Origin of the sequence: Mesorhizobium sp. ESP6-5 (genome assembly GCF_020164695.1) — a bacterium.
In the GTDB taxonomy this organism is placed as follows: Bacteria; Pseudomonadota; Alphaproteobacteria; order Rhizobiales; family Rhizobiaceae; genus Mesorhizobium; species Mesorhizobium australicum.
This window is the reverse complement of the sequence record NZ_JAIUGR010000026.1, coordinates 1-21,050: the sequence shown is the minus strand read 5'-3', so window position 1 is coordinate 21,050 and position 21,050 is coordinate 1. Positions and strand designations below refer to the sequence as shown.

The window sequence follows — 21,050 nt, the reverse complement described above, 5'->3', positions numbered from 1 at the left end:
GTCTTGCCATGGTCGACGTGACCAATCGTGCCGATGTTCACATGAGGCTTGGTGCGCTCGAATTTACCTTTTGCCATGTGATGTCTCCAATCCTGCTCGCCCGTGCGGGCCTTGATTTAAGTTACTGCTGCAACCCGTCGGGGTTACGCGTATTTCTTCTGGACTTCCTGGGCGACCGCAGTCGGCACAGGCTCGTAGTGATCGAACTGCATCGTGTAGGCCGCGCGGCCCTGGCTCATCGAGCGCAGGTTGTCGACATACTTGAACATGTTGGCGAGCGGCACCATCGCGTTTATAACCACCGCGACGCCACGTGCTTCCTGGCCCTGGATCTGGCCGCGACGGCCATTCAGGTCACCGATGACGCTGCCGACGTAATCTTCCGGCGTGACGACCTCGACCTTCATGATCGGCTCGAGCAGCTGTACGCCGAGCTTGGGCGCGGCTTCACGGAAGCAGGCACGGCCGGCGATTTCGAAGGCGAGCACCGAGGAGTCGACGTCGTGGTATGCGCCGTCGATGAGCGTCGCCTTGACGCCGATCATCGGGAAGCCCGCGAACGGACCCGACGACATGACGCTGTTGATGCCCTTTTCGACACCCGGGATGTATTCCTTCGGAACCGCACCGCCGACGATCTTGGTATCGAACTCGAACTCGGGGCTTTCCGGGTTCGGCTCGAACAGGATCTTGACGCGGGCGAACTGACCGGTACCGCCGGTCTGCTTCTTGTGCGTGTAGTCCTGCTCGTGCTTGCGGGTGATCGTTTCGCGGTAAGCCACCTGCGGCGCACCGACGTTGGCTTCCACCTTGAACTCGCGGCGCATGCGGTCGACGATGATGTCGAGATGCAGCTCGCCCATGCCGGAAATGATGGTCTGGCCGGATTCTTCGTCGGTCTTGACGCGGAAGGAGGGATCCTCGGCGGCCAGGCGATGAAGGGCGAGGCCCATCTTTTCCTGGTCGTTCTTGGTCTTCGGCTCGATGGCGATCTGGATGACCGGATCGGGGAATTCCATGCGCTCGAGGATGACCGGGTGCAGCGGATCGCTCAGCGTATCGCCGGTGGTGGTGTCCTTGAGGCCGGCCAGGGCGACGATGTCGCCGGCAAAAGCCTCTTCGACGTCGGCGCGCGAGTTCGCATGCATCTGAAGCATGCGGCCAATGCGCTCCTTCTTGCCCTTCACGGTGTTGTCAACCGAGATGCCCTTGGTGAGCTTGCCCGAGTAGATGCGGGCAAAGGTCAACGAACCGACGAACGGGTCGTTCATGATCTTGAAGGCGAGCATCGAAAGCGGCTCGTTGTCGTCGGCGTGACGTTCGATCTCGGCATCGGTCTTGGCATCGACGCCCTTGATGGCCGGAACATCGGCCGGCGACGGCAGGTATTCGACGACGGCGTCGAGCAGCGGCTGCACGCCCTTGTTCTTGAAGGCCGAGCCGCAGAACATCGGATAGAACTTCACCGCGATGGTGCCCTTGCGGATCAGCGCGCGGATCTCGTCATTCGACGGCATCTTGCCTTCGAGGTAATTCTCAAGCGCCGTCTCGTCCATTTCGACGGCGGCTTCGATCATCTTCTCGCGATATTCTTCCGCACGAGCCTGAAGGTCGGCCGGGATCTCGACGACGTCCCAGGCAGCGCCCAGCGTCTCGTCGCGCCAGACCAGTGCATTCATCTCGACCAGGTCGACGACGCCCTTGAATTCGGTCTCGGCGCCGATCGGCAGCTGCATGACGACGGCATGCGCACCGAGGCGCGAACCGATCATTTCGACCGAGCGGTAGAAGTCGGCGCCGATCTTGTCCATCTTGTTGCAGAAGATCATGCGCGGAACGCGGTACTTGTCCGCCTGGCGCCAGACGGTTTCCGTCTGCGGCTCGACACCGGCATTGGCATCGAGCAGCGCAATGGCGCCGTCAAGCACGCGCAGCGAACGCTCGACTTCGATGGTGAAGTCGACGTGTCCGGGGGTGTCGATGATGTTGAAGCGGTGCATCTTGCCGTCACGAGCCTTCCAGAAGGTCGTGGTCGCGGCGGACGTGATGGTGATGCCGCGCTCCTGCTCCTGCTCCATCCAATCCATGGTGGCAGCGCCGTCGTGCACTTCGCCGATCTTGTGCGATTTGCCCGTGTAATAGAGGACGCGCTCGGTGGTCGTCGTCTTGCCGGCGTCAATATGCGCCATGATACCGAAATTGCGGTAGTCTTCGATTTTGTATTCGCGGGCCATCGTAGCTGCCTCTCAGTCTCGTTCGCGCTTTACCAGCGGTAGTGCGCGAAAGCGCGGTTGGCTTCTGCCATCTTGTGGGTGTCTTCACGCTTCTTCACGGCGGTGCCGCGGTTGTTGGCCGCGTCCATCAGCTCGCCGGAGAGGCGGTCGACCATGGTGGTCTCGTTGCGGTTGCGGGCCGCGGCGATCAGCCAACGGATCGCCAGCGCCTGGCGGCGCTCGGGGCGCACGTCGACCGGAACCTGGTAGGTGGCGCCGCCGACGCGACGCGAACGCACTTCCACATGCGGCGCGACATTGTCGAGCGCCTGATGGAAGACGGTGACCGGCTCCTGCTTGGTCTTCGACTGGACCTGGTCCAGCGCGCCGTAGACGATGGTCTCGGCAACCGACTTCTTGCCGTCATACATGACGGCATTCATGAACTTGGTGACGATCAGATCGCCGAACTTGGGATCCGGGTTGATCTCACGCTTTTCTGCACTGTGACGACGCGACATGGCTTTTGTCTCTCAATCTCGTAGCCCGGCGCATTCAAGCAGCACCAAGGCCGAAAAATCTTACTTCGGACGCCTTACTTCGGACGCTTGGCGCCGTACTTCGAACGGCGCTGCTTGCGGTTCTTCACACCCTGCGTGTCGAGCACGCCGCGGATGATGTGGTAGCGCACGCCCGGAAGATCCTTGACGCGGCCGCCGCGGATCATGACCACGGAGTGCTCCTGAAGGTTGTGACCTTCGCCGGGGATGTAACCGATCACTTCAAAACCATTGGTCAGGCGGATCTTGGCCACCTTGCGCAGCGCCGAGTTCGGCTTCTTCGGCGTCGTTGTATAGACGCGCGTGCAGACGCCCCGCTTCTGCGGGTTCTGCTGCATGGCCGGGACCTTGTTGCGCTTCACCGGCGCAATGCGCGGCTTGCGGATCAGCTGGTTGACGGTAGGCATTAAACCCTCTTGTCTCTCAATTCCGTGTCTCGTGCCGGTCAAGGCTCGCTCAAAGCGTCATTTCCATACGCAAATTCGGGCCACAAACCGCGCCTCGCGGTCTTGCCCGAACAAATCGCAGAGGAAGCGGAAACCGCTTCGTGCACGCCGGAAATGTCTTTTCGCTCGTAAAACGAACCCTGTTTGAGGCAAACTCCAAAGCGTGTCGCTTCGGAAGGGAGAGCCTCACATCGGTTCTGACTGGGCGGCTTCTACTCGTAAGCCCGCGAACCGTCAAGCCCGCAGTGGCAAATATTGCATCGAAGCCGGGACTTGGCAGCCATGCGAAAACCGCATGTAATTTTCTTTCGCGATTTTGCAATACCGAGGAAGAAAGTGACCGGCTTTTGGCTTTTGCGCGCCCTTTCTCTATGCGAAAAGGCGGCCTGAGCACTCAACATCCCCTCGCCCGCGCTTGCCAGGAGGAATCAGCCGTGAACGACAATGAAGAACGCCCGGTCACCATCATCACCGGCCGGGTGTGGAAGCGCAAAGGCGGCAAGGTGGAAGGCGTGCATGTCATGCTGGTCGCTCCTGACGACGATTCGGCTGTGCGACGCGCGCTCGAATCGCTGGCGGCGGAAGGCTATGCCGAAGCCGAGCTCGACCAGATCGGCGATATGGACGGGGTGCCCGACGACGAGCCGCATCTGTCGGCCTACCAGGGCGCTCTCGAAGGCGAAGTGTCGATCGTCACCTTCGACGCGCCGATCTGATCATGGCGTGTCATGGGCGTGCTGTCCTTCCTTGCCCTCCTTGCCGTGACGCGATTCGTTCGGATAGCCGGCACGGCCGACGCTTGCCCGTCATGGCCGATCTGCTAAGAGACGCGCAGTCGTCCAAACCCGGCGGAGCCTCATGTCCTCATCCATCTCGCCCATAAGAATCGGCATTGTCGGCGTCGGTAAGATCGTCCGCGACCAACACCTTCCCGCCCTGGCCAAGGATCGGGATTACCAGCTGATCGCGGCGGCCAGCCGGCACGGCAAGGTCGATGGCATTGTGAATTTCCCCGACATCGAGACGATGCTTGCCGTGGTCCCCGAACTCGATGCAGTGTCGCTGTGCATGCCGCCGCAGTTCCGCTATGACGCCGCGCGCAAGGCGCTCGAGGCTGGAAAGCACGTTTTCCTGGAAAAGCCGCCCGGTGCCACGGTCAGCGAGGTCGAGGACCTGAAGGCGCTCGCGGCAAAACAAGGCGTCTCACTGTTCGCAAGCTGGCATTCGCGCTACGCGCCGGCGGTCGAAGCGGCGCGGACATTCCTCGCTTCGACCAAAATCAAATCGGCGGCGATCGTCTGGAAGGAAGATGTGCGCCGCTGGCACCCAAACCAGGACTGGATCTGGCAGCCTGGCGGCTTCGGCGTCTTCGATCCCGGCATCAACGCGCTGTCGATCGCAACCTACATCCTGCCGGCCATGTACATCACTTCGGCCGTGCTCGACCTTCCGGCGAACCGTGACGCGCCGATCGCGGCCCAGGTCGCGTTCCGGGCCGCGAACGGATCGGATGTGACGATGTATCTCGACTGGTTGCAGACCGGACCGCAGAGCTGGGACATCCTGGCCGATACGGATGCCGGACAGATGGTGCTCTCGGGTGGCGGCTCGAAGCTTGCCGTCGATGGCAATACCGTACACGAGGAGCCGGAAGCGGAATATCCGATGCTCTACCGGCGCTTCGCCGAAATCGTGCACGCCGGGACGTCGGATGTGGACCTTGCGCCGCTCCAGCACGTTGCCGACGCCTTCATGCTCGGCAAGCGCAACGTGGTCGAGGCGTTTTTCGACTGAGGTCGCCGGACCGCCTCGGCATCAATCGACAATCGCAATCGCAAACCCGTCATAGCCCTTGGCGCCCACCGTCTGGATGGCGGTGCCGTCCAGCCGTTTGTCGCCACCGATGAATGAAAATGCCGCGCGGGCGCCCTCAACATTGGCATCGCGTCCATCTTCATCCAGAACGGCACCATCGCGGATGACGTTGTCGCAGACGATGACCGTTCCTGACCGCGACAGCCGCAAGGCGCAGGCCAGATAGTTCGGGTTGTTCGGCTTGTCGGCGTCGATGAAGATGAGATCGAACGGGCCGGCATTCTCGCCGCCCAGTTCTGTGAGCGACTGGAGCGCCGAACCGACACGCAGTTCCACACGGTCCGCAACCCCTGCCCGCTCGAAATTCGAACGCGCGACCTTGGCATGGTGCGGATCGAGTTCGAGTGTCACGACCTTGCCGTCAGCAGGCAATCCCCGCGCCATCCAGATGGTCGAATAGCCACCCAGCGTGCCGATCTCGAGCACCTTCTTCGCGCCGCTGATGCGCACCAGCAGCGAGAGCAGCTTTCCTTGCGCCGCCGAGACGTCGATCGCCGGCAGGCCCTGGCGGCGGTTGGCCGCCAGAACCGCGTCGAGAACGGGATCCGCCTCGAAGAGAGAAGAAACGATGTAGTCATCGACAGCCGTCCAGGTCTTCGTGTTCATCCGCTTTCCTCCGATCGCAAAAATGAAAAAGCCGCCGGGTTGCCCCGACGGCTTCTGTTGCCTGAGATTTTTGCCGCCGCGCCTACTGCGCGGCGGTTGTCATGTCCGCCAGCATCGGCTCGGCGACTTCCACACCGGAGGCCTTGCGGCGCTCGTCGATGATCAGTTCGTCGCGCGAGGTGGCGATGCGCCGGATCTGGCTCATCGTGCCGCCGGTGCCGGCGGGGATCAGCCGGCCGACGATGACGTTTTCCTTCAAGCCCTGCAGCATGTCGGTCTTGCCGGCAACCGCGGCTTCCGTCAGCACCCTGGTCGTCTCCTGGAAGGAGGCGGCCGAGATGAAGGACGGCGTCTGCAGCGACGCCTTGGTGATGCCCAAGAGCACCGGCTGGCCTTCGGCCGGCTTCTTGCCGTCCTCGACCAGGCGCTCGTTGACCTCTTCCAGTTCGATCACGTCGACGTGGTCGCCCGGGATATAGGTCGAGTCGCCCTGCACCGTGATCTCGACCTTCTGCAGCATCTGGCGAACGATCACCTCGATGTGCTTGTCGTTGATCGAGACGCCCTGCAGGCGGTAGACTTCCTGGATCTCGTTGACTAGGTAGGAAGCAAGTGCCTCCACGCCCTTGATTGCCAGGATGTCGTGCGGCGCCGGATTGCCGTCGAGGATGTAGTCGCCCTTCTCGATGACGTCGCCGTCCTGGAGATGGAACGGCTTGCCCTTCGGGATCAGGTACTCGACCGGCTCGAGCGTCGAGTCGTGCGGCTCGATGATGATGCGGCGCTTGTTCTTGTAGTCGCGGCCGAAGCGGATCGTGCCATCGATCTCGGCGATGATGGCGTGATCCTTCGGACGACGTGCCTCGAACAGTTCGGCAACACGCGGCAGACCGCCGGTGATGTCCTTGGTCTTGGCGCTTTCCATCGGGATACGCGCCAGCACGTCGCCGGGGCGAACCTGAGCACCCGGCTCGACCGAGAGAATGGCCTCGACCGAGAGCAGGAAGCGGGCGTCGCCACCCTTCGACAGCTTGCCGACCTTGCCCTTGGTGTCCAGGATGGCAATCGCGGGCTTGAGGTCGTTGCCACGCGGCGTCGAACGCCAGTCGATGACCTCACGCTTGGTGATGCCGGTCGACTCGTCGGCCGTTTCCTGAACGGAAATGCCGTCGACCAGATCCTCATACGACACCTTGCCCTCGATTTCAGTGAGGACAGGACGGGTATAGGGATCCCACTCGGCGATACGCTGACCGCGCTTCACCTTGTCGCCATCGTCCACGAAGATGCGCGAACCATAGGTGACACGGTGCGTGGCGCGCTCCTTGCCGGCTTCGTCGAGGATCAGCACCGCCATGTTGCGGCCCATGACCATCTGCTGGCCGTCCGAGTTGCGCACCACGTTGCGGTTGCGGATCTCGACCTTGCCCTCATAGGAGGCTTCAAGGAACGAGCTGTCCACCACCTGCGCCGTACCGCCCATGTGGAAGGTACGCATGGTGAGCTGCGTGCCCGGCTCGCCGATCGACTGCGCCGCGATGACGCCGACGGCTTCGCCCTGGTTGACCGGGGTGCCGCGGGCCAGATCGCGTCCGTAGCAGACCGCGCAGACGCCGATCCTGACTTCGCAGGTCAGGGCCGAGCGGATGCGGACCGACTGCACGCCGGCCTTTTCGATCTGCTCGACGTCACGCTCGTCCATCAGCGTTCCGGCCTTGACCAGGACCTCGCCCGACACCGGATGGGTGATGTCGTCGAGCGATGTACGGCCCAGCACGCGCTGGCCGACCGAAGCAACGACCTGACCGGCATCGACGATCGGCTGCATGGTGAGGCCCTTGTCGGTGCCGCAATCCACGGAGTTGACGATGCAGTCCTGCGCCACGTCGACCAGACGACGGGTGAGGTAACCCGAGTTCGCCGTCTTCAAGGCGGTATCGGCCAGACCCTTGCGGGCGCCGTGGGTCGAGTTGAAGTACTCGAGCACGGTCAGGCCTTCCTTGAAGTTCGAGATGATCGGCGTCTCGATGATTTCACCCGACGGCTTGGCCATCAGGCCGCGCATGCCAGCGAGCTGGCGCATCTGGGTGGGCGAGCCGCGCGCACCGGAGTGCGACATCATGTAGATCGAGTTCATCGGCTTCTGACGGCCATTGTCCTCGAACTCGACCGCCTTGATGCGGGCCATCATTTCGTCGGCGACCTTTTCCGAGCACTTGGCCCAGGCGTCGACGACCTTGTTGTACTTCTCGCCCTGCGTGATCAGGCCGTCATTGTACTGCTGCTCGTACTCCTTGGCCAAAGCCTCGGTGTCCGACACCAGCTTGATCTTGGTGTCCGGGATCAGCATGTCGTCCTTGCCGAACGAAATGCCGGCACGGCAGGCATGGGCAAAGCCGAGCGCCATGATGCGGTCGCAGAAAATGACCGTCTCCTTCTGACCGCAATGGCGGTAGACGGTGTCGATCATCTTGGAGATGTTCTTCTTGGTCATCTCCTGGTTGGCGGTCTCATAGGGCACGTTGACGTTCTTCGGCAGAAGCTCGCCAATGATCATGCGGCCAGGCGTGGTGTCATGGATCTTCGACACGACCTTGCCTTCGGCGTCGACCGTGCGGAAGCGGCCCTTGATCTTGGCGTGCAGGGTCACCGCCTTGGTCTCGAGCGCGTGCTGGAGTTCGCCCATGTCGGCAAACACCATGCCTTCGCCCGGCTCGTTCTGGTTGACGATCGAGAGGTAGTAGAGACCCAGGACCATGTCCTGCGACGGCACGATGATCGGCGCGCCGGAAGCCGGGTGCAGGATGTTGTTGGTCGACATCATCAGCACGCGGGCTTCCAACTGCGCTTCCAGCGACAGCGGCACGTGAACGGCCATCTGGTCGCCGTCGAAGTCGGCGTTGAAGGCCGTGCAGACCAGCGGGTGAAGCTGGATCGCCTTGCCTTCGATCAGGATCGGCTCGAACGCCTGGATGCCCAGGCGGTGCAGCGTCGGCGCGCGGTTGAGCAGCACCGGATGCTCGCGGATGACCTCATCGAGGATATCCCAGACTTCCGGACGCTCCTTCTCGACCAGCTTCTTGGCCTGCTTGACGGTCGAGGAGTAACCCTTGGCGTCGAGACGGGCGTAGATGAAGGGCTTGAACAGTTCGAGCGCCATCTTCTTCGGCAGGCCGCACTGGTGCAGCTTGAGCTCCGGACCGGTGACGATAACCGAGCGTCCGGAATAGTCGACGCGCTTGCCGAGCAGGTTCTGACGGAACCGGCCCTGCTTGCCCTTGAGCATGTCGGACAGCGACTTCAGCGGACGCTTGTTGGCGCCGGTGATGACGCGGCCGCGACGGCCGTTGTCGAACAGCGCATCGACGGCTTCCTGCAGCATGCGCTTTTCATTGCGCACGATGATGCCCGGCGCCCGCAGCTCGATCAGCCGCTTCAGGCGGTTGTTGCGGTTGATGACGCGGCGGTAGAGATCGTTCAGATCGGACGTCGCGAAACGCCCGCCGTCCAGCGGGACGAGCGGGCGCAGGTCCGGCGGGATCACCGGAACCACCTTCATGATCATCCATTCCGGACGGTTGCCGGATTCCATGAAGTTCTCGACGACCTTGAGCCGCTTCAGATACTTTTTCTGCTTCAGCTCGGACGTGGTCGACGCCAGTTCCGAACGCAGGTCGCCGGCGATCTTCTCCAGGTCCATGCCGGCCAGAAGGTCATGAATGGCCTCGGCGCCGATCATGGCGGTGAAACTGTCCTCGCCATATTCGTCGACGGCGATCATGTACTCTTCCTCGCTGAGCAGCTGGTGCTCCTTCAGCGCGGTGAGGCCAGGCTCGGTGACGATGTAGTTCTCGAAGTAGAGGACGCGCTCGATATCCTTCAGCGTCATGTCGAGCAGGGTGCCGATGCGCGAGGGCAGCGACTTCAGGAACCAGATGTGAGCGACGGGAGCCGCCAGCTCGATATGGCCCATGCGCTCGCGGCGGACGCGCGACAGCGTGACTTCGACGCCGCACTTCTCGCAGATGACGCCCTTGTACTTCATGCGCTTGTACTTGCCGCACAGGCATTCATAGTCCTTGATCGGGCCAAAAATGCGCGCGCAGAACAGACCGTCACGCTCCGGCTTGAAGGTGCGGTAGTTGATGGTCTCCGGCTTCTTGATCTCGCCGAACGACCAGGACAGAATCTTCTCAGGGCTGGCAAGCGAAATCCGGATGGAATCGAACACCTGCGCAGGCGCCTGCGGATTGAAGAGATTCATGACCTCTTGGTTCATGCCGTTCTCCTTTTCGGGGTCCTCGAAAACCCCTTGCATCTAACGCGGACCGAATGCCCGCTGAATGGTCGGCCCACCGGCCGAAGAATTGGTGCATCCGGTCGCGAGAGCCCTCTCCCGCGCCCGGATGTCTTGTTTACTCGGCCGCGCCCCTATTCGGCAGCATCGGGCAGCCGGATCGGGTTGTCGTCGAGCTTGGTGTTCTCGAGCTCGACATTGAGGCCGAGAGACCGCATTTCCTTGACGAGGACGTTGAAGCTCTCGGGAATGCCTGCCTCGAACGTGTCGTCGCCACGCACGATCGCCTCGTAGACCTTGGTGCGGCCGGCGACGTCGTCCGACTTCACCGTCAGCATTTCCTGCAGCGTGTAAGCGGCGCCGTAGGCTTCCAGTGCCCAGACCTCCATCTCGCCGAAGCGCTGGCCGCCGAACTGCGCCTTGCCGCCCAGCGGCTGCTGGGTGACGAGCGAGTACGGACCGATCGAACGCGCGTGGATCTTGTCGTCCACGAGGTGGTGAAGCTTGAGCATGTAGATATAGCCCATCGTCACCTTGCGATCGAACGGCTCGCCGGTGCGTCCGTCATAGAGCTGCGACTGACCGCTGGTGTGCAGGCCCGCCTGCTCCAGCATGATGTTGATGTCAGCCTCATGCGCGCCGTCGAACACCGGGGTCGCGATGGAGACGCCGCGGCGCATCTGCTCGCTCAGGCGAACGATGCTCTCGTCGTCATATTCGCGAACCGGCTCGTTGCGGTCGTTGGCCGGCATGAAGCTCTCGAGCGTCTTGCGCAGCGGCTTGATGTCGCCGGCTGTCTTGTACGCATCGATAAGCTCGCCGATCTTCCTGCCCATGCCAGCGCAGGCCCAGCCCAGATGCGTTTCCAGGATCTGGCCGACATTCATGCGGCTCGGCACACCCAGCGGGTTGAGCACGATATCGGCATGCGTGCCGTCCTCGAGGAAAGGCATGTCCTCGACCGGAACGATACGCGACACGACACCCTTGTTGCCGTGACGGCCGGCCATCTTGTCGCCGGGCTGCATCTTGCGCTTCACCGCCACGAAGACCTTGACCATCTTCATGACGCCCGGAGGCATTTCGTCGCCGCGCTGCACCTTCTCGACCTTGTCCATGAAGCGCTGTTCGAGCGCCTTCTTGGAATCGTCGTACTGGCCACGCAGGGCTTCCAGCTCGCTCTGGAGCTTTTCGTTCTCCACCGCAAACTGCCACCACTGCGAACGCGGATACTCGTCAAGCGTGTCCTTGGACAGCGTCGAGCCCTTCTTGAAGCCCTTCGGTCCAGCGATCGCTTCCTTGCCGACGAGAACGTCGGAAAGACGCGCATAGACGTTACGGTCCAGAATGGCCTGCTCGTCGTCGCGATCCTTGGCGAGGCGTTCGATCTCCTCGCGCTCGATCGCCATGGCGCGCTCGTCCTTCTCCACACCGTGGCGATTGAACACGCGCACCTCGACGACGGTGCCGAAAGTGCCCGGAGGCATGCGCATCGAAGTGTCGCGCACGTCGGAAGCCTTTTCGCCGAAGATGGCGCGCAGAAGCTTCTCTTCCGGCGTCATCGGGCTCTCGCCCTTCGGCGTGATCTTGCCGACCAGGATGTCGCCCGGCTGCACTTCCGCACCGATATAGACGATGCCGGCTTCGTCGAGGTTCTTCAGCGCTTCTTCCGAGACGTTTGGAATATCGCGCGTGATTTCCTCCGGACCGAGCTTGGTATCGCGCGCCATGACCTCGAACTCCTCGATGTGGATCGAGGTGAAGACGTCGTCGGCCACGATACGCTCGGAGAGCAGGATCGAGTCCTCGTAGTTGTAGCCGTTCCACGGCATGAACGCGACCAGCACGTTGCGGCCGAGCGCCAGATCACCAAGCTCGGTCGACGGACCGTCGGCGATGATGTCGCCCTTGTTGACCCGGTCACCCATGCGCACCAGCGGACGCTGGTTGATGCAGGTGTTCTGGTTCGAGCGCTGGAACTTCATCAGCCGGTAGATGTCGACGCCGGACTTGCCCGGATCGAGATCCTCGGTGGCGCGGATAACGATACGCGTGGCGTCCACCTGGTCGACGATGCCGCCACGACGCGCGCCGATGGCGGCGCCCGAGTCACGGGCGACGATCGGCTCCATGCCGGTACCGACGAACGGCGCCTCGGCGCGCACCAGCGGCACGGCCTGGCGCTGCATGTTCGAGCCCATCAGAGCGCGGTTGGCGTCGTCGTTCTCGAGGAACGGGATGAGCGCCGCGGCAACAGACACCATCTGCTTGGGCGACACGTCCATCAGGTCGACGTTTTCGCGCGGCGCCATCATCACTTCGCCGGCGCTGCGGCAAATGACGAATTCGTCGACGAAGCCGCCATTCTTGTCGAGCTCGGCGTTGGCCTGCGCGACATGGTGCTTGGCCTCTTCCATCGCCGAAAGATAGACGACGTCATTGGTCAGCTTGCCGTCGACGATCTTGCGGTACGGGCTTTCGATGAAGCCGTACTTGTTGACGCGCGCGAAGGTCGCCAGCGAGTTGATCAGACCGATATTCGGGCCTTCCGGCGTCTCGATCGGGCAGATACGGCCGTAATGCGTCGGGTGCACGTCGCGCACTTCGAAGCCGGCGCGCTCGCGGGTCAGACCGCCCGGTCCAAGCGCCGAGAGACGACGCTTGTGGGTGATCTCCGACAGCGGGTTGGTCTGGTCCATGAACTGCGACAGCTGCGAGGAACCGAAGAACTCGCGCACGGCGGCGGCCGCCGGCTTGGCGTTGATCAGGTCCTGCGGCATGACCGTGTCGATCTCGATCGAGGACATGCGTTCCTTGATCGCGCGCTCCATGCGCAGCAGGCCGACGCGGTACTGGTTCTCCATCAGCTCGCCGACCGAACGCACGCGGCGGTTGCCGAGATTGTCGATGTCGTCGATCTCGCCCTTGCCATCACGCAGTTCGACCAGCGTCCTGACCACGGCCAGGATGTCGTCCTTGCGCAGCACGCGCACGGTGTCCTCGGCCTTGAGCTCGAGGCGCATGTTCATCTTGACGCGGCCGACGGCGGATAGGTCGTAGCGCTCGCTGTCGAAGAACAGCGAGTTGAACATGGCTTCGGCGGTCTCGAGCGTCGGCGGCTCGCCCGGGCGCATGACACGGTAGATGTCGAACAGCGCGTCCTGGCGGCTCTCGTTCTTGTCGACGGCGAGCGTGTTGCGGATATAGGCGCCGACATTGACATGGTCGATGTCGAGGACCTGGATCTCCTGCTCGCCGGTGCCGAGCAGCACCTTGAGCGTCTTGTCGTCGATCTCGTCGCCGGCCTCGAGGAAAATCTCGCCGGTGGCGTAGTTGACGATGTCCTCGGCCAGGTAGTTGCCGAGCAGATCCTCGTCGGTCGCCTTGATCGCCTTGAGACCCTTTTCGCCGAGCTGGCGTGCCTGGCGAGCGGTGATCTTCTTGCCCGCCTCGACGACGATCTCGCCGGTGTCGGCATCGACCAGGTCGCCGACGGCCTTGAGGCCGCGGAAACGCTCGACGTTGAAGGGAATGCGCCAATGGTCGCCGGCGCGCTTGTAGGTGATCTTGTTGTAGAAGGTCGACAGGATCTCCTCGCCGTCCATGCCGAGCGCCATCAGCAGCGACGTCACCGGAATCTTGCGGCGACGGTCGATGCGGGCGTGCACGACGTCCTTGGAATCGAACTCGATGTCGAGCCACGAGCCACGGTAGGGAATTACACGGGCGGCAAACAGAAGCTTGCCCGACGAGTGCGACTTGCCCTTGTCGTGGTCGAAGAAGACGCCCGGCGAGCGGTGCATCTGCGAGACGATGACGCGCTCGGTGCCGTTGACGATAAAGGTGCCGTTCAAGGTCATGAGCGGCATGTCGCCCATGTAGACGTCCTGCTCCTTGATGTCCTTGATCGACTTGGCACCGGTATCCTCGTCGATATCGAACACGATGAGGCGCAGCGTCACCTTCAGCGGCGCGGCATAGGTCAGGTCGCGCTGACGGCATTCGTCAACGTCGAATTTCGGTCCTTCGAACTCGTACTTCACGAACTCCAGCATGGAGGAGCCGGAAAAATCGGAGATCGGGAAGACCGACTTGAAAACAGCCTGCAGTCCTTCGTCGGGACGCCCGCCCTTGGGCTCGTCCACCATCAGGAACTGGTCATAGGATGCCTTCTGAACCTCGATAAGGTTCGGCATCTCCGCAACTTCCGGGATCTTCCCGAAGAACTTGCGTACGCGTCTGCGGCCATTGAAAGTCTGGGTCTGGGCCATCGTCGCTCCTTAGCTCTAAACTTGGGACGAACCTCGCCGCGGTTCGTCTTGCATACTGAGCCACCTGGGCGGCGGCTCTCTGTCTGTTCTCCGGCCGCCTCTCCAATTGCTTGGCGGTTACCGGCTAAAACGGGAGAAAACCCGTTTCCTGAAGGCCGGTTTACGGCCCTCAGGAAAGAGGTTTTCGTACATCTCGCGTCACGCAGCCTCCCCTGGTCACCCAAGGGAGTGGCGGACGGCGCGAGGCCGCCCGCCGCTTTTTACGCTTACTTCAGGTCGACCTTGGCGCCGGCTGCTTCCAGCTGCGCCTTGAACTTGTCAGCATCGGCCTTGGAAACGCCTTCCTTGACCGGCTTCGGAGCCGCTTCGACCAGGTCCTTGGCTTCCTTGAGGCCAAGACCGGTGATGGCGCGGACTTCCTTGATGACGTTGATCTTCTGAGCGCCGGCCTCGGTGAGAACGACGTCGAATTCCGTCTTTTCCTCGACCGGGGCAGCAGCAGCGGCAGCACCGCCAGCAGCGGCAACCGCCACCGGAGCAGCAGCCGAAACGCCCCACTTTTCTTCCAGAAGCTTCGACAGCTCAGCCGCCTCGAGGACGGTCAGCTTCGAAAGGTCGTCTACGATCTTTGCCAGATCAGCCATTGTTGTGTTCCTTCGTTAGGTTCGAACGTGTGTTTTTGATAGCGAGGAACGGCCTCATGCCGCCTCGTCCTTCCGGGCGTAAGCGCCGATGACGCGCGCGACCGAGGCCGCTGGCGCATTGACGATCTGGGCGATCCGGGTTGCCGGCGTGGCGATCATGCCAACCAGCCTGGCGCGCAGCTCATCGAGCGACGGAAGTGTGGCGAGTGCCTTCACTCCGTCGGCGTTGAGCGAGGTGGTGCCCATTGCGCCGCCGAGAATGACGAGCTTGTCATTCCCCTTGGCGAAATCGGACGCGACCTTCGGCGCCGCAATCGGATCCTCCGAATAGGCGATCAGCGTCTGTCCCTTGAACAGCTCGATGATCGATGCGGAGTCCGTGCCCTGAAGAGCGATTTTGGCGAGACGGTTCTTCGCGACTTTAACGGTGCCACCGGCAGCGCGCATCTTCGACCGAAGGTCGTTCATTTGCGCGACGGTGATACCGGCATAGTGGGCCACGACGACTGAACCCGCGCCCGAAAACGCATCATTCAGGCCCGTGACGAGTTCGCGTTTTTCCGCTCTGTCCACTGCCTATCTCCAGTTGACCCCAGTCCTGCCAATGGGAACATTCCCATTTCGAGGACAGGCGTCGGGTTGCCTTTTGCCGGCCGGGCCATCCAGTAACGGATCTCCCGAACGACGCTCGAGGATCCTGCCCCCTTTCGCCACATCGACGGCAAAGCCGGCGATGCGCAGACAAAAGGCAAACACGGTTCGAACCTTTCATTGGAGCTTGTTGCTCCGTTGTCCGGTTTTCACCCGTCTCATGCAGGCCCACATGAATTAAGGCCCTCCTCTTGAATCAAGGTTCGGGCCGCCCGCAATCTCGGACAGGATGTCCGGAAGCCTTCCGGCTTCCGGTACCGGGCCCAGGATAAATCCAAGGCCCGGAATTCAGTCACGGATCAGCCTTCGAAAGGCCAATCCAAATCCAATCAGGACGCGGCGAGCGTCGCGACGTCGAGCTTGAGGCCCGGGCCCATCGTCGAGGTGACAGACACCTTCTTGACGTAGTTGCCCTTGGCGCCAGCCGGCTTTGCCTTGGTCACCGCATCGGCGAAGGCACGGACGTTCTCTTCCAGCGCCTTGACGTCGAAAGAGACCTTGCCGACACCGGCATGAACGATGCCGGCCTTCTCGACACGGAACTCGACCGCGCCGCCCTTCGAAGCCTTGACGGCCGCGGCGACATCGGTGGTGACGGTGCCGACCTTCGGGTTCGGCATCATGCCGCGCGGGCCGAGCACCTTACCGAGACGGCCGACGAGCGGCATCATGTCCGGCGTGGCGATGCAGCGATCGAAATCGATCGTGCCCTTCTGGACGATGTCGACCAGATCCTCGGCACCGACGATGTCGGCACCGGCGGCCTTGGCCTCTTCGGCCTTGTCGCCACGGGCGAACACGGCGACACGGACCGAGCGGCCGGTGCCGTTCGGCAGGTTGACCACGCCGCGAACCATCTGGTCGGCATGACGCGGGTCTACGCCGAGGTTCATGGCCACTTCGATGGTCTCGTCGAACTTGACCGAGGAACGATCCTTGAGCAGCTTCAGCGCATCACCGAGCGCGTAAGCCTTGTTGGGATCGATGCCTTCACGGGTCTTCGATACACGCTTTGCAATCTTTGCCATGATCTTAGCCCACCACTTCCAGACCCATCGAGCGGGCGGAGCCCTCGACCATGCGCATGGCCGCTTCGACGTCGTTCGCGTTCAGATCCTTCATCTTGGCGGTCGCGATTTCGCGAACCTTGTCGCGCGAAACCGTGCCAGCCTTGACCTTGCCCGGCTCCTTCGAGCCCGACTTCAGGTTCGCGGCCTTCTTCAGGAAGTAGCTCACTGGGGGCGTCTTCATGACGAAGGTGAACGACTTGTCCTGGTAATAGGTGATGACGACCGGAACCGGCGATCCCTTTTCCATTTCCTGGGTCTGCGCGTTGAACGCCTTGCAGAACTCCATGATGTTGATGCCACGCTGACCAAGTGCCGGGCCGATCGGGGGAGACGGCGTGGCCGATCCCGCGGAGACCTGGAGCTTGAGCTGGCCTGCAATTTTCTTAGCCATCTCTTTTCCTGCCTTTGTCTATGCCGGCCCCACGATCTGGGAAACACCGGCGGTTGCAGTCTGGTGGTGCGGTTCTTGCGGCCGGCTAAAGCCGCCTTCGCCTCCCACCGTTCTCAAGCCGCGCGTTGCCGCGCCGCCTCCCCTGATCGCCGGACCGGCATCAGGGATTTCGGATCAGCCCTTTTCGACCTGTCCGAATTCCAGATCGACGGGCACGGCGCGCCCGAAGATCGAAACTTCCACCTTGAGCCGCGCCCGCTCCTCGTCCACTTCCTGGACGAAACCGTTGAACGACGCGAAGGGACCATCCGAAACGCGGATCGCCTCGCCGATCTCGAAGGTGACCGAGGGCTTCGGCCGCTCGACGCCTTCCTGTACCTGGTTCAGGATGCGCTGGGCTTCGGCCTCGGTGATCGGCACCGGCTTGGAGTCGCCGAGAAAACCTGTGACTTTCGGCGTGTTCTTGACCAGCGAGAACACGGCGTCGGTCAAGTTGGCCTTCAAGAGCACATAGCCCGGGAAGAACTTGCGCTCGGCGTCGACCTTGCGGCCGCGACGAACCTCGACGACCTTCTCGGTCGGCACCACGATCTGCTCGATATCGGCGGACAGGCCCTTCTGCTTGGCCTTGTTCTCGATGTCCTCGGCGACCTTCTTCTCGAAGTTCGAATAGGCGTGGACGATGTACCAGCGCGTAGCCATTTTTTCGACTTCTCCTAATCGCCGGACTTAGCGTCCAATGCCCAGAATCTGCTCGACCGCGAGGCCCATGAGCTGATCGGCGGTGAAGAAGAAGATCATCGCAATCACAGCAAAGGCCAGGACCATGACCGTCGAGATCATCGTCTCGCGGCGCGACGGCCAAGTCACCTTGGCTGTCTCCGCGCGCACCTGCTGGAGAAAGACGAAAGGATTTGTGGTTTTCGAAGCCATATGCCGCCTGTCTTCAAGACCCGTTGGCCGGGTCCCCTGGATGATCCCGCTGGCCGGGACGTGCCGCCTGAGCCCAATCTCGCGCCGAATCAGCGCAATCATTTCGCCCATGCAAATCAGACGCGTAAAGCCGGCTTCCCAGCTCCACGCGTCGCGTGTCTGTTTCGTCTACATAAAACCGATTCTTGATCCACGCAAGTGGCAAGTGCCCGCTTTATGACCAAACGCCGCCTCGGAACCATCCAGTCGTTCCGTCCCGGCTATGGCGCCCTTATGCCCCAATCGGGCTAATATGGCAAGCGGCTCGCCGATTTTCAAAGGCAGCCCGCGAAATATCGTTTTGATGCCATCTTAGGAAATGGCACGGGCAGCAGGGCTCGAACCTACGACCTGCGGTTTTGGAGACCGCCGCTCTACCAACTGAGCTATGCCCGTACACGCGCGCTTCGGCGCAGGCGCTTCCTAAAAGCTTCCGCGCGCTCTGTAAAGAGCGGTTTGCAGGCAAACGTGCTTAACCCCTGCGCCAGAAATCGAGATGGTCGGCGACCAGCCCCTCGGCATCGATCTCCAGCTCCCGCCTGAAGTGGCTGGCGCGCGATTCATAGAGGTATCGCCGGCAGCCGAAGCTATTTTGCGTCCGGCACCCGATACGGACCGCCAGGCACGCCCCAGCCCCAGGCCGGCATCGGTTCGGTCTCGGGATTGCAGGTCTCGCCGAGATTGGAATTCATCTTGGCCAGCCGCGATCCCCATTCGACGTAGCCCATGAAGGCTGAACGGAATTCCGGATCGTCCGGCAGACCGACCTCATCCGCCGCGTCGGCGAGAAGATTGATCCAGCGGCGGCGCTGCTCCTCGCTCAAATGCTTGCCCAGATGATGCATGACCATTTCGCGGTGGCCGCCAAAGGTTTCGCTGTAGGTTTTCGGTCCGCCGAAGACCTCGCCGATGAAGGCCGCGACATGGGCGGGGTGGTCCGGCGACATGTGCTTGAACACCGGGCCAACGACCGGATCTCGTGCCACCTTGTCGTAGAAGGTTTGCGTCAGCCGGTTCAGCGCCTCGCTGCCTCCGGCCCATTCGTAGAGTGTCGGAACGTCCTGGCTCATTCTCGATCCTTCGCCGGCCCCGCCGCCGCGACGATAGCGGAAATCGGATATGGCTCAACCTGCCTCGATGGGCAGTTCCCCTGACATCACCGTGCTCTACAGCCTGGCGGGCGCGTCGGCCTGTGCATTGGCGGCTGGCAGGCCCAGGCAATTGTCGGGCTTGGCAACAGCCTTGCAAATCGTGGAGCCGGTCAGCGCGTCGACCGATTGCGGTCCCGTTGTCAGTCCAAGCTTGAGCATGGTGTCTGGGTCAAGTTGCCCCTCGGTCGAGCGTCGTTCGATTGTTGCGAACAGAGCGGGACTGATCGCCATCTCGTCGAGGTAGGCCTTGACCACCAGCTTCTGTCCCATCGGATACAGGCTGAGCCGCGCCCGGGGACCGACAAGCCGTCTGGCACCGCCGGCGACCACTAACGCACAGGCGGAATCACACTCCACCCCCGCATCGATGCTCAATCCGGCATAGGCTCCTTCCGTAGCCAGGCAGTTCCACGCGTCGGGGTCACAGTCGACGAAATCGGTGCGGGCAACGGCGATGTCGAGCTTTCTTTCATGGATAAGCCGCCCCATTGCGAGAGCGCTGGGCAGGTCGCCTCCGCGTGAGCTGATGACGACAGGCAGCCGCCGATCGCCAAGCGTGGCCAGCAACTGCCGCAGCTTCCGCGGCGCCTGGTTCGTGATCGCGCCTTCGGCCGATATCCATTCCGGACAATCGGGATCGCACAGCGGATTGCTGCCGCGAACGACGACAAACCGCATGTCCCCGCCGGCCCTCGCGGTATCCGGTTGAACGGCAGCCATGGGCCTGGCTGCGGCCGATGGCGTCGTCTTGCTTGCGGGTCCAGCTATTTGCCGGCAGTTCGTGGCCGGCTGGGCCAGGCCGCAGAGGCTGGCGGCGGTCAACAGATCCACTGCGTCCCGGCTGGTGACCAGCTTCATCCTCACCATGTCGTCGAGGGGAATCTGACGAATCTCACTGGCCGGCGTGGCCTTCATGACTTCCAGTACGCCGTCTGCTATCCCCATTTCCTCAAGGTAGGCCGAAAGCGTCTTCTCGACGGTCCTGCTCATCTCGTAGGTTTTGTAGCTGCCAGCGTTTTTGCGGCTGACCACCTTGGTGCTGATGATCTTCTTCCTGCCGTTCACGATCCGGTACGTGGTCCGGTAGAGCAGCTTCTCCCGCTGGTATGTGGTGGTGATCTGGTGGACGCCGAGATAGCCGAAATCTCCAACGAAGCGGCGGACACCGCCGGAAAACATTAGCGGACAGGCCGAATTGCACATGGCTCCGTCGTCATAGACCGTACCGAAATAATCGGCACTCTTGCCCTTGTTGTCCCCGCAGTTTTTTGTTTGCGGTTGGCAATCGGAAAAAACCGTCACGCCGACGGCGATATCGAGCTTGTTCTTGCGGATCATACGGCCGAGTGCCAGCGCGGCGTCGACGTTGCCGCCGGGCGAATTGACGACGACTGGCAATTGCCTTCCCTTGAGCGCCTTGAGCGTGCGCTTGAGGAGCGACGGCGTGCCCGCGTCGATGGTGCCGTCCGCCGATATCCATTCAGGACAATTGGGTTCGCATCCCGGAGCGTTGCTGCGCACGACGACGAAGCGCATGGGCGGGATGTCGAGAGGCCCATCCTCCGCTCGCGCTGTCAAAACGGGCAGAGCCATGGCGACGGCGAGGCAAACCAGTGCCCATAACCGCCATGCCTTCCCATCGAAACGGTGCCTTGGAACCACGGTCGGCAAAGCTCCCCTCAGCGCAACCTATACTAGTTGCAGCCATGGCGCTTGCAACAGCTTTGAAACGAACGCGCAATGCATGCGTTTCGAGGCGGTCTGAAACGAAAAAAGGCGGCCCGAAGACCGCCCTTTCGTTTTCGAGACTGGCAGCAGCCGGATCGATTACTCTTTGATGGTGACGACGATGCCGGCACCGACGGTGCGGCCGCCTTCACGGATGGCGAAGCGCAGCTTCTCT

General features: G+C 62.1%; 16 protein-coding genes, 1 tRNA gene and 2 pseudogenes. 2 read left to right on the top strand and 17 right to left on the bottom strand.

The window, feature by feature from the left end; genetic code table 11:
* The 4 genes and pseudogenes from LB524_RS28635 to rpsL form a co-directional block, all read right to left on the bottom strand.
* A pseudogene (locus tag LB524_RS28635) lies at positions 1–77 on the bottom strand (elongation factor Tu); the annotation flags it as partial.
* A 66-nt stretch (positions 78–143) separates the two neighbouring features.
* Positions 144–2,234, bottom strand: coding sequence for an elongation factor G (gene fusA / locus LB524_RS28630; protein WP_015317987.1), 2,091 nt, complete (start codon positions 2,232–2,234; stop codon positions 144–146).
* Between the two features lie 29 nt (positions 2,235–2,263).
* Complete coding sequence (gene rpsG, locus LB524_RS28625) at positions 2,264–2,734, bottom strand: 30S ribosomal protein S7 (RefSeq protein WP_008875664.1); 471 nt, start codon at positions 2,732–2,734, stop codon at positions 2,264–2,266.
* Between the two features lie 74 nt (positions 2,735–2,808).
* Positions 2,809–3,180, bottom strand: a complete 372-nt coding sequence (gene rpsL, locus LB524_RS28620; protein WP_006333356.1) for a 30S ribosomal protein S12 — start codon at positions 3,178–3,180, stop codon at positions 2,809–2,811.
* A 473-nt stretch (positions 3,181–3,653) separates the two neighbouring features.
* On the opposite strand from rpsL, the gene LB524_RS28615 reads away from it, so the two are divergent.
* Positions 3,654–3,935 carry a hypothetical protein gene (locus tag LB524_RS28615; RefSeq protein WP_015317988.1) on the top strand — a complete coding sequence of 94 codons (282 nt, stop codon included), beginning with the start codon at positions 3,654–3,656 and terminating at the stop codon, positions 3,933–3,935.
* Positions 3,936–4,089: 154 nt separating this feature from the next.
* On the top strand, positions 4,090–5,013 hold the full coding sequence (locus tag LB524_RS28610; RefSeq protein WP_224531703.1) for a Gfo/Idh/MocA family protein: 924 nt from the start codon (positions 4,090–4,092) through the stop codon (positions 5,011–5,013).
* A gap of 21 nt (positions 5,014–5,034) precedes the next feature.
* Here LB524_RS28610 and LB524_RS28605 read toward each other — a convergent pair whose 3' ends face one another.
* From LB524_RS28605 to LB524_RS28545, 13 genes and pseudogenes are all read right to left on the bottom strand, one after another.
* Entirely contained in the window at positions 5,035–5,700 is a 666-nt protein-coding gene (locus LB524_RS28605; RefSeq protein WP_224531698.1) for an O-methyltransferase, read from the bottom strand.
* A gap of 82 nt (positions 5,701–5,782) precedes the next feature.
* The gene (gene rpoC / locus LB524_RS28600) at positions 5,783–9,979 is read right to left on the bottom strand and encodes a DNA-directed RNA polymerase subunit beta' (RefSeq protein WP_015317991.1); all 4,197 of its coding nucleotides are present in this window, start codon (positions 9,977–9,979) and stop codon (positions 5,783–5,785) included.
* 152 nt (positions 9,980–10,131) lie between these two features.
* On the bottom strand, positions 10,132–14,268 hold the full coding sequence (gene rpoB / locus LB524_RS28595; RefSeq protein WP_015317992.1) for a DNA-directed RNA polymerase subunit beta: 4,137 nt from the start codon (positions 14,266–14,268) through the stop codon (positions 10,132–10,134).
* Positions 14,269–14,534: 266 nt separating this feature from the next.
* Complete coding sequence (gene rplL / locus LB524_RS28590; protein WP_015317993.1) at positions 14,535–14,912, bottom strand: 50S ribosomal protein L7/L12; 378 nt, start codon at positions 14,910–14,912, stop codon at positions 14,535–14,537.
* Positions 14,913–14,966: 54 nt separating this feature from the next.
* Positions 14,967–15,485, bottom strand: coding sequence for a 50S ribosomal protein L10 (gene rplJ, locus LB524_RS28585; RefSeq protein ID WP_015317994.1), 519 nt, complete (start codon positions 15,483–15,485; stop codon positions 14,967–14,969).
* 407 nt (positions 15,486–15,892) lie between these two features.
* Entirely contained in the window at positions 15,893–16,591 is a 699-nt protein-coding gene (gene rplA, locus LB524_RS28580; RefSeq protein ID WP_140620687.1) for a 50S ribosomal protein L1, read from the bottom strand.
* A gap of 4 nt (positions 16,592–16,595) precedes the next feature.
* Positions 16,596–17,024, bottom strand: a complete 429-nt coding sequence (gene rplK, locus LB524_RS28575) for a 50S ribosomal protein L11 (protein WP_010909262.1) — start codon at positions 17,022–17,024, stop codon at positions 16,596–16,598.
* Between the two features lie 174 nt (positions 17,025–17,198).
* On the bottom strand, positions 17,199–17,726 hold the full coding sequence (nusG, locus tag LB524_RS28570; protein ID WP_015317996.1) for a transcription termination/antitermination protein NusG: 528 nt from the start codon (positions 17,724–17,726) through the stop codon (positions 17,199–17,201).
* A 27-nt stretch (positions 17,727–17,753) separates the two neighbouring features.
* A complete protein-coding gene (secE, locus tag LB524_RS28565; protein ID WP_013531408.1) occupies positions 17,754–17,957 on the bottom strand; it encodes a preprotein translocase subunit SecE in 204 nt (67 codons plus the stop codon).
* A 359-nt stretch (positions 17,958–18,316) separates the two neighbouring features.
* Positions 18,317–18,392, bottom strand: a tRNA-Trp gene (locus tag LB524_RS28560).
* A gap of 191 nt (positions 18,393–18,583) precedes the next feature.
* A complete protein-coding gene (locus LB524_RS28555; RefSeq protein ID WP_224531695.1) occupies positions 18,584–19,066 on the bottom strand; it encodes a group II truncated hemoglobin in 483 nt (160 codons plus the stop codon).
* A 96-nt stretch (positions 19,067–19,162) separates the two neighbouring features.
* Entirely contained in the window at positions 19,163–20,683 is a 1,521-nt protein-coding gene (locus LB524_RS28550) for a hypothetical protein (protein WP_263486855.1), read from the bottom strand.
* A 291-nt stretch (positions 20,684–20,974) separates the two neighbouring features.
* Positions 20,975–21,050: pseudogene (locus LB524_RS28545) on the bottom strand (elongation factor Tu); the annotation flags it as partial.

Bases quoted from the DNA above. Each gene is read 5' to 3' on its own strand.
- fusA (WP_015317987.1), bottom strand. From the start codon at position 2,234: ATGGCCCGCGAATACAAAATCGAAGACTACCGCAATTTCGGTATCATG.
- rpsG (WP_008875664.1), bottom strand. From the start codon at position 2,734: ATGTCGCGTCGTCACAGTGCAGAAAAGCGTGAGATCAACCCGGATCCC.
- rpsL (WP_006333356.1), bottom strand. From the start codon at position 3,180: ATGCCTACCGTCAACCAGCTGATCCGCAAGCCGCGCATTGCGCCGGTG.
- LB524_RS28605 (WP_224531698.1), bottom strand. From the start codon at position 5,700: ATGAACACGAAGACCTGGACGGCTGTCGATGACTACATCGTTTCTTCT.
- rpoC (WP_015317991.1), bottom strand. From the start codon at position 9,979: ATGAACCAAGAGGTCATGAATCTCTTCAATCCGCAGGCGCCTGCGCAG.
- rpoB (WP_015317992.1), bottom strand. From the start codon at position 14,268: ATGGCCCAGACCCAGACTTTCAATGGCCGCAGACGCGTACGCAAGTTC.
- rplL (WP_015317993.1), bottom strand. From the start codon at position 14,912: ATGGCTGATCTGGCAAAGATCGTAGACGACCTTTCGAAGCTGACCGTC.
- rplA (WP_140620687.1), bottom strand. From the start codon at position 16,591: ATGGCAAAGATTGCAAAGCGTGTATCGAAGACCCGTGAAGGCATCGAT.
- rplK (WP_010909262.1), bottom strand. From the start codon at position 17,024: ATGGCTAAGAAAATTGCAGGCCAGCTCAAGCTCCAGGTCTCCGCGGGA.
- nusG (WP_015317996.1), bottom strand. From the start codon at position 17,726: ATGGCTACGCGCTGGTACATCGTCCACGCCTATTCGAACTTCGAGAAG.
- secE (WP_013531408.1), bottom strand. From the start codon at position 17,957: ATGGCTTCGAAAACCACAAATCCTTTCGTCTTTCTCCAGCAGGTGCGC.
- LB524_RS28555 (WP_224531695.1), bottom strand. From the start codon at position 19,066: ATGAGCCAGGACGTTCCGACACTCTACGAATGGGCCGGAGGCAGCGAG.
- LB524_RS28550 (WP_263486855.1), bottom strand. From the start codon at position 20,683: ATGCGCTTCGTCGTCGTGCGCAGCAACGCTCCGGGATGCGAACCCAAT.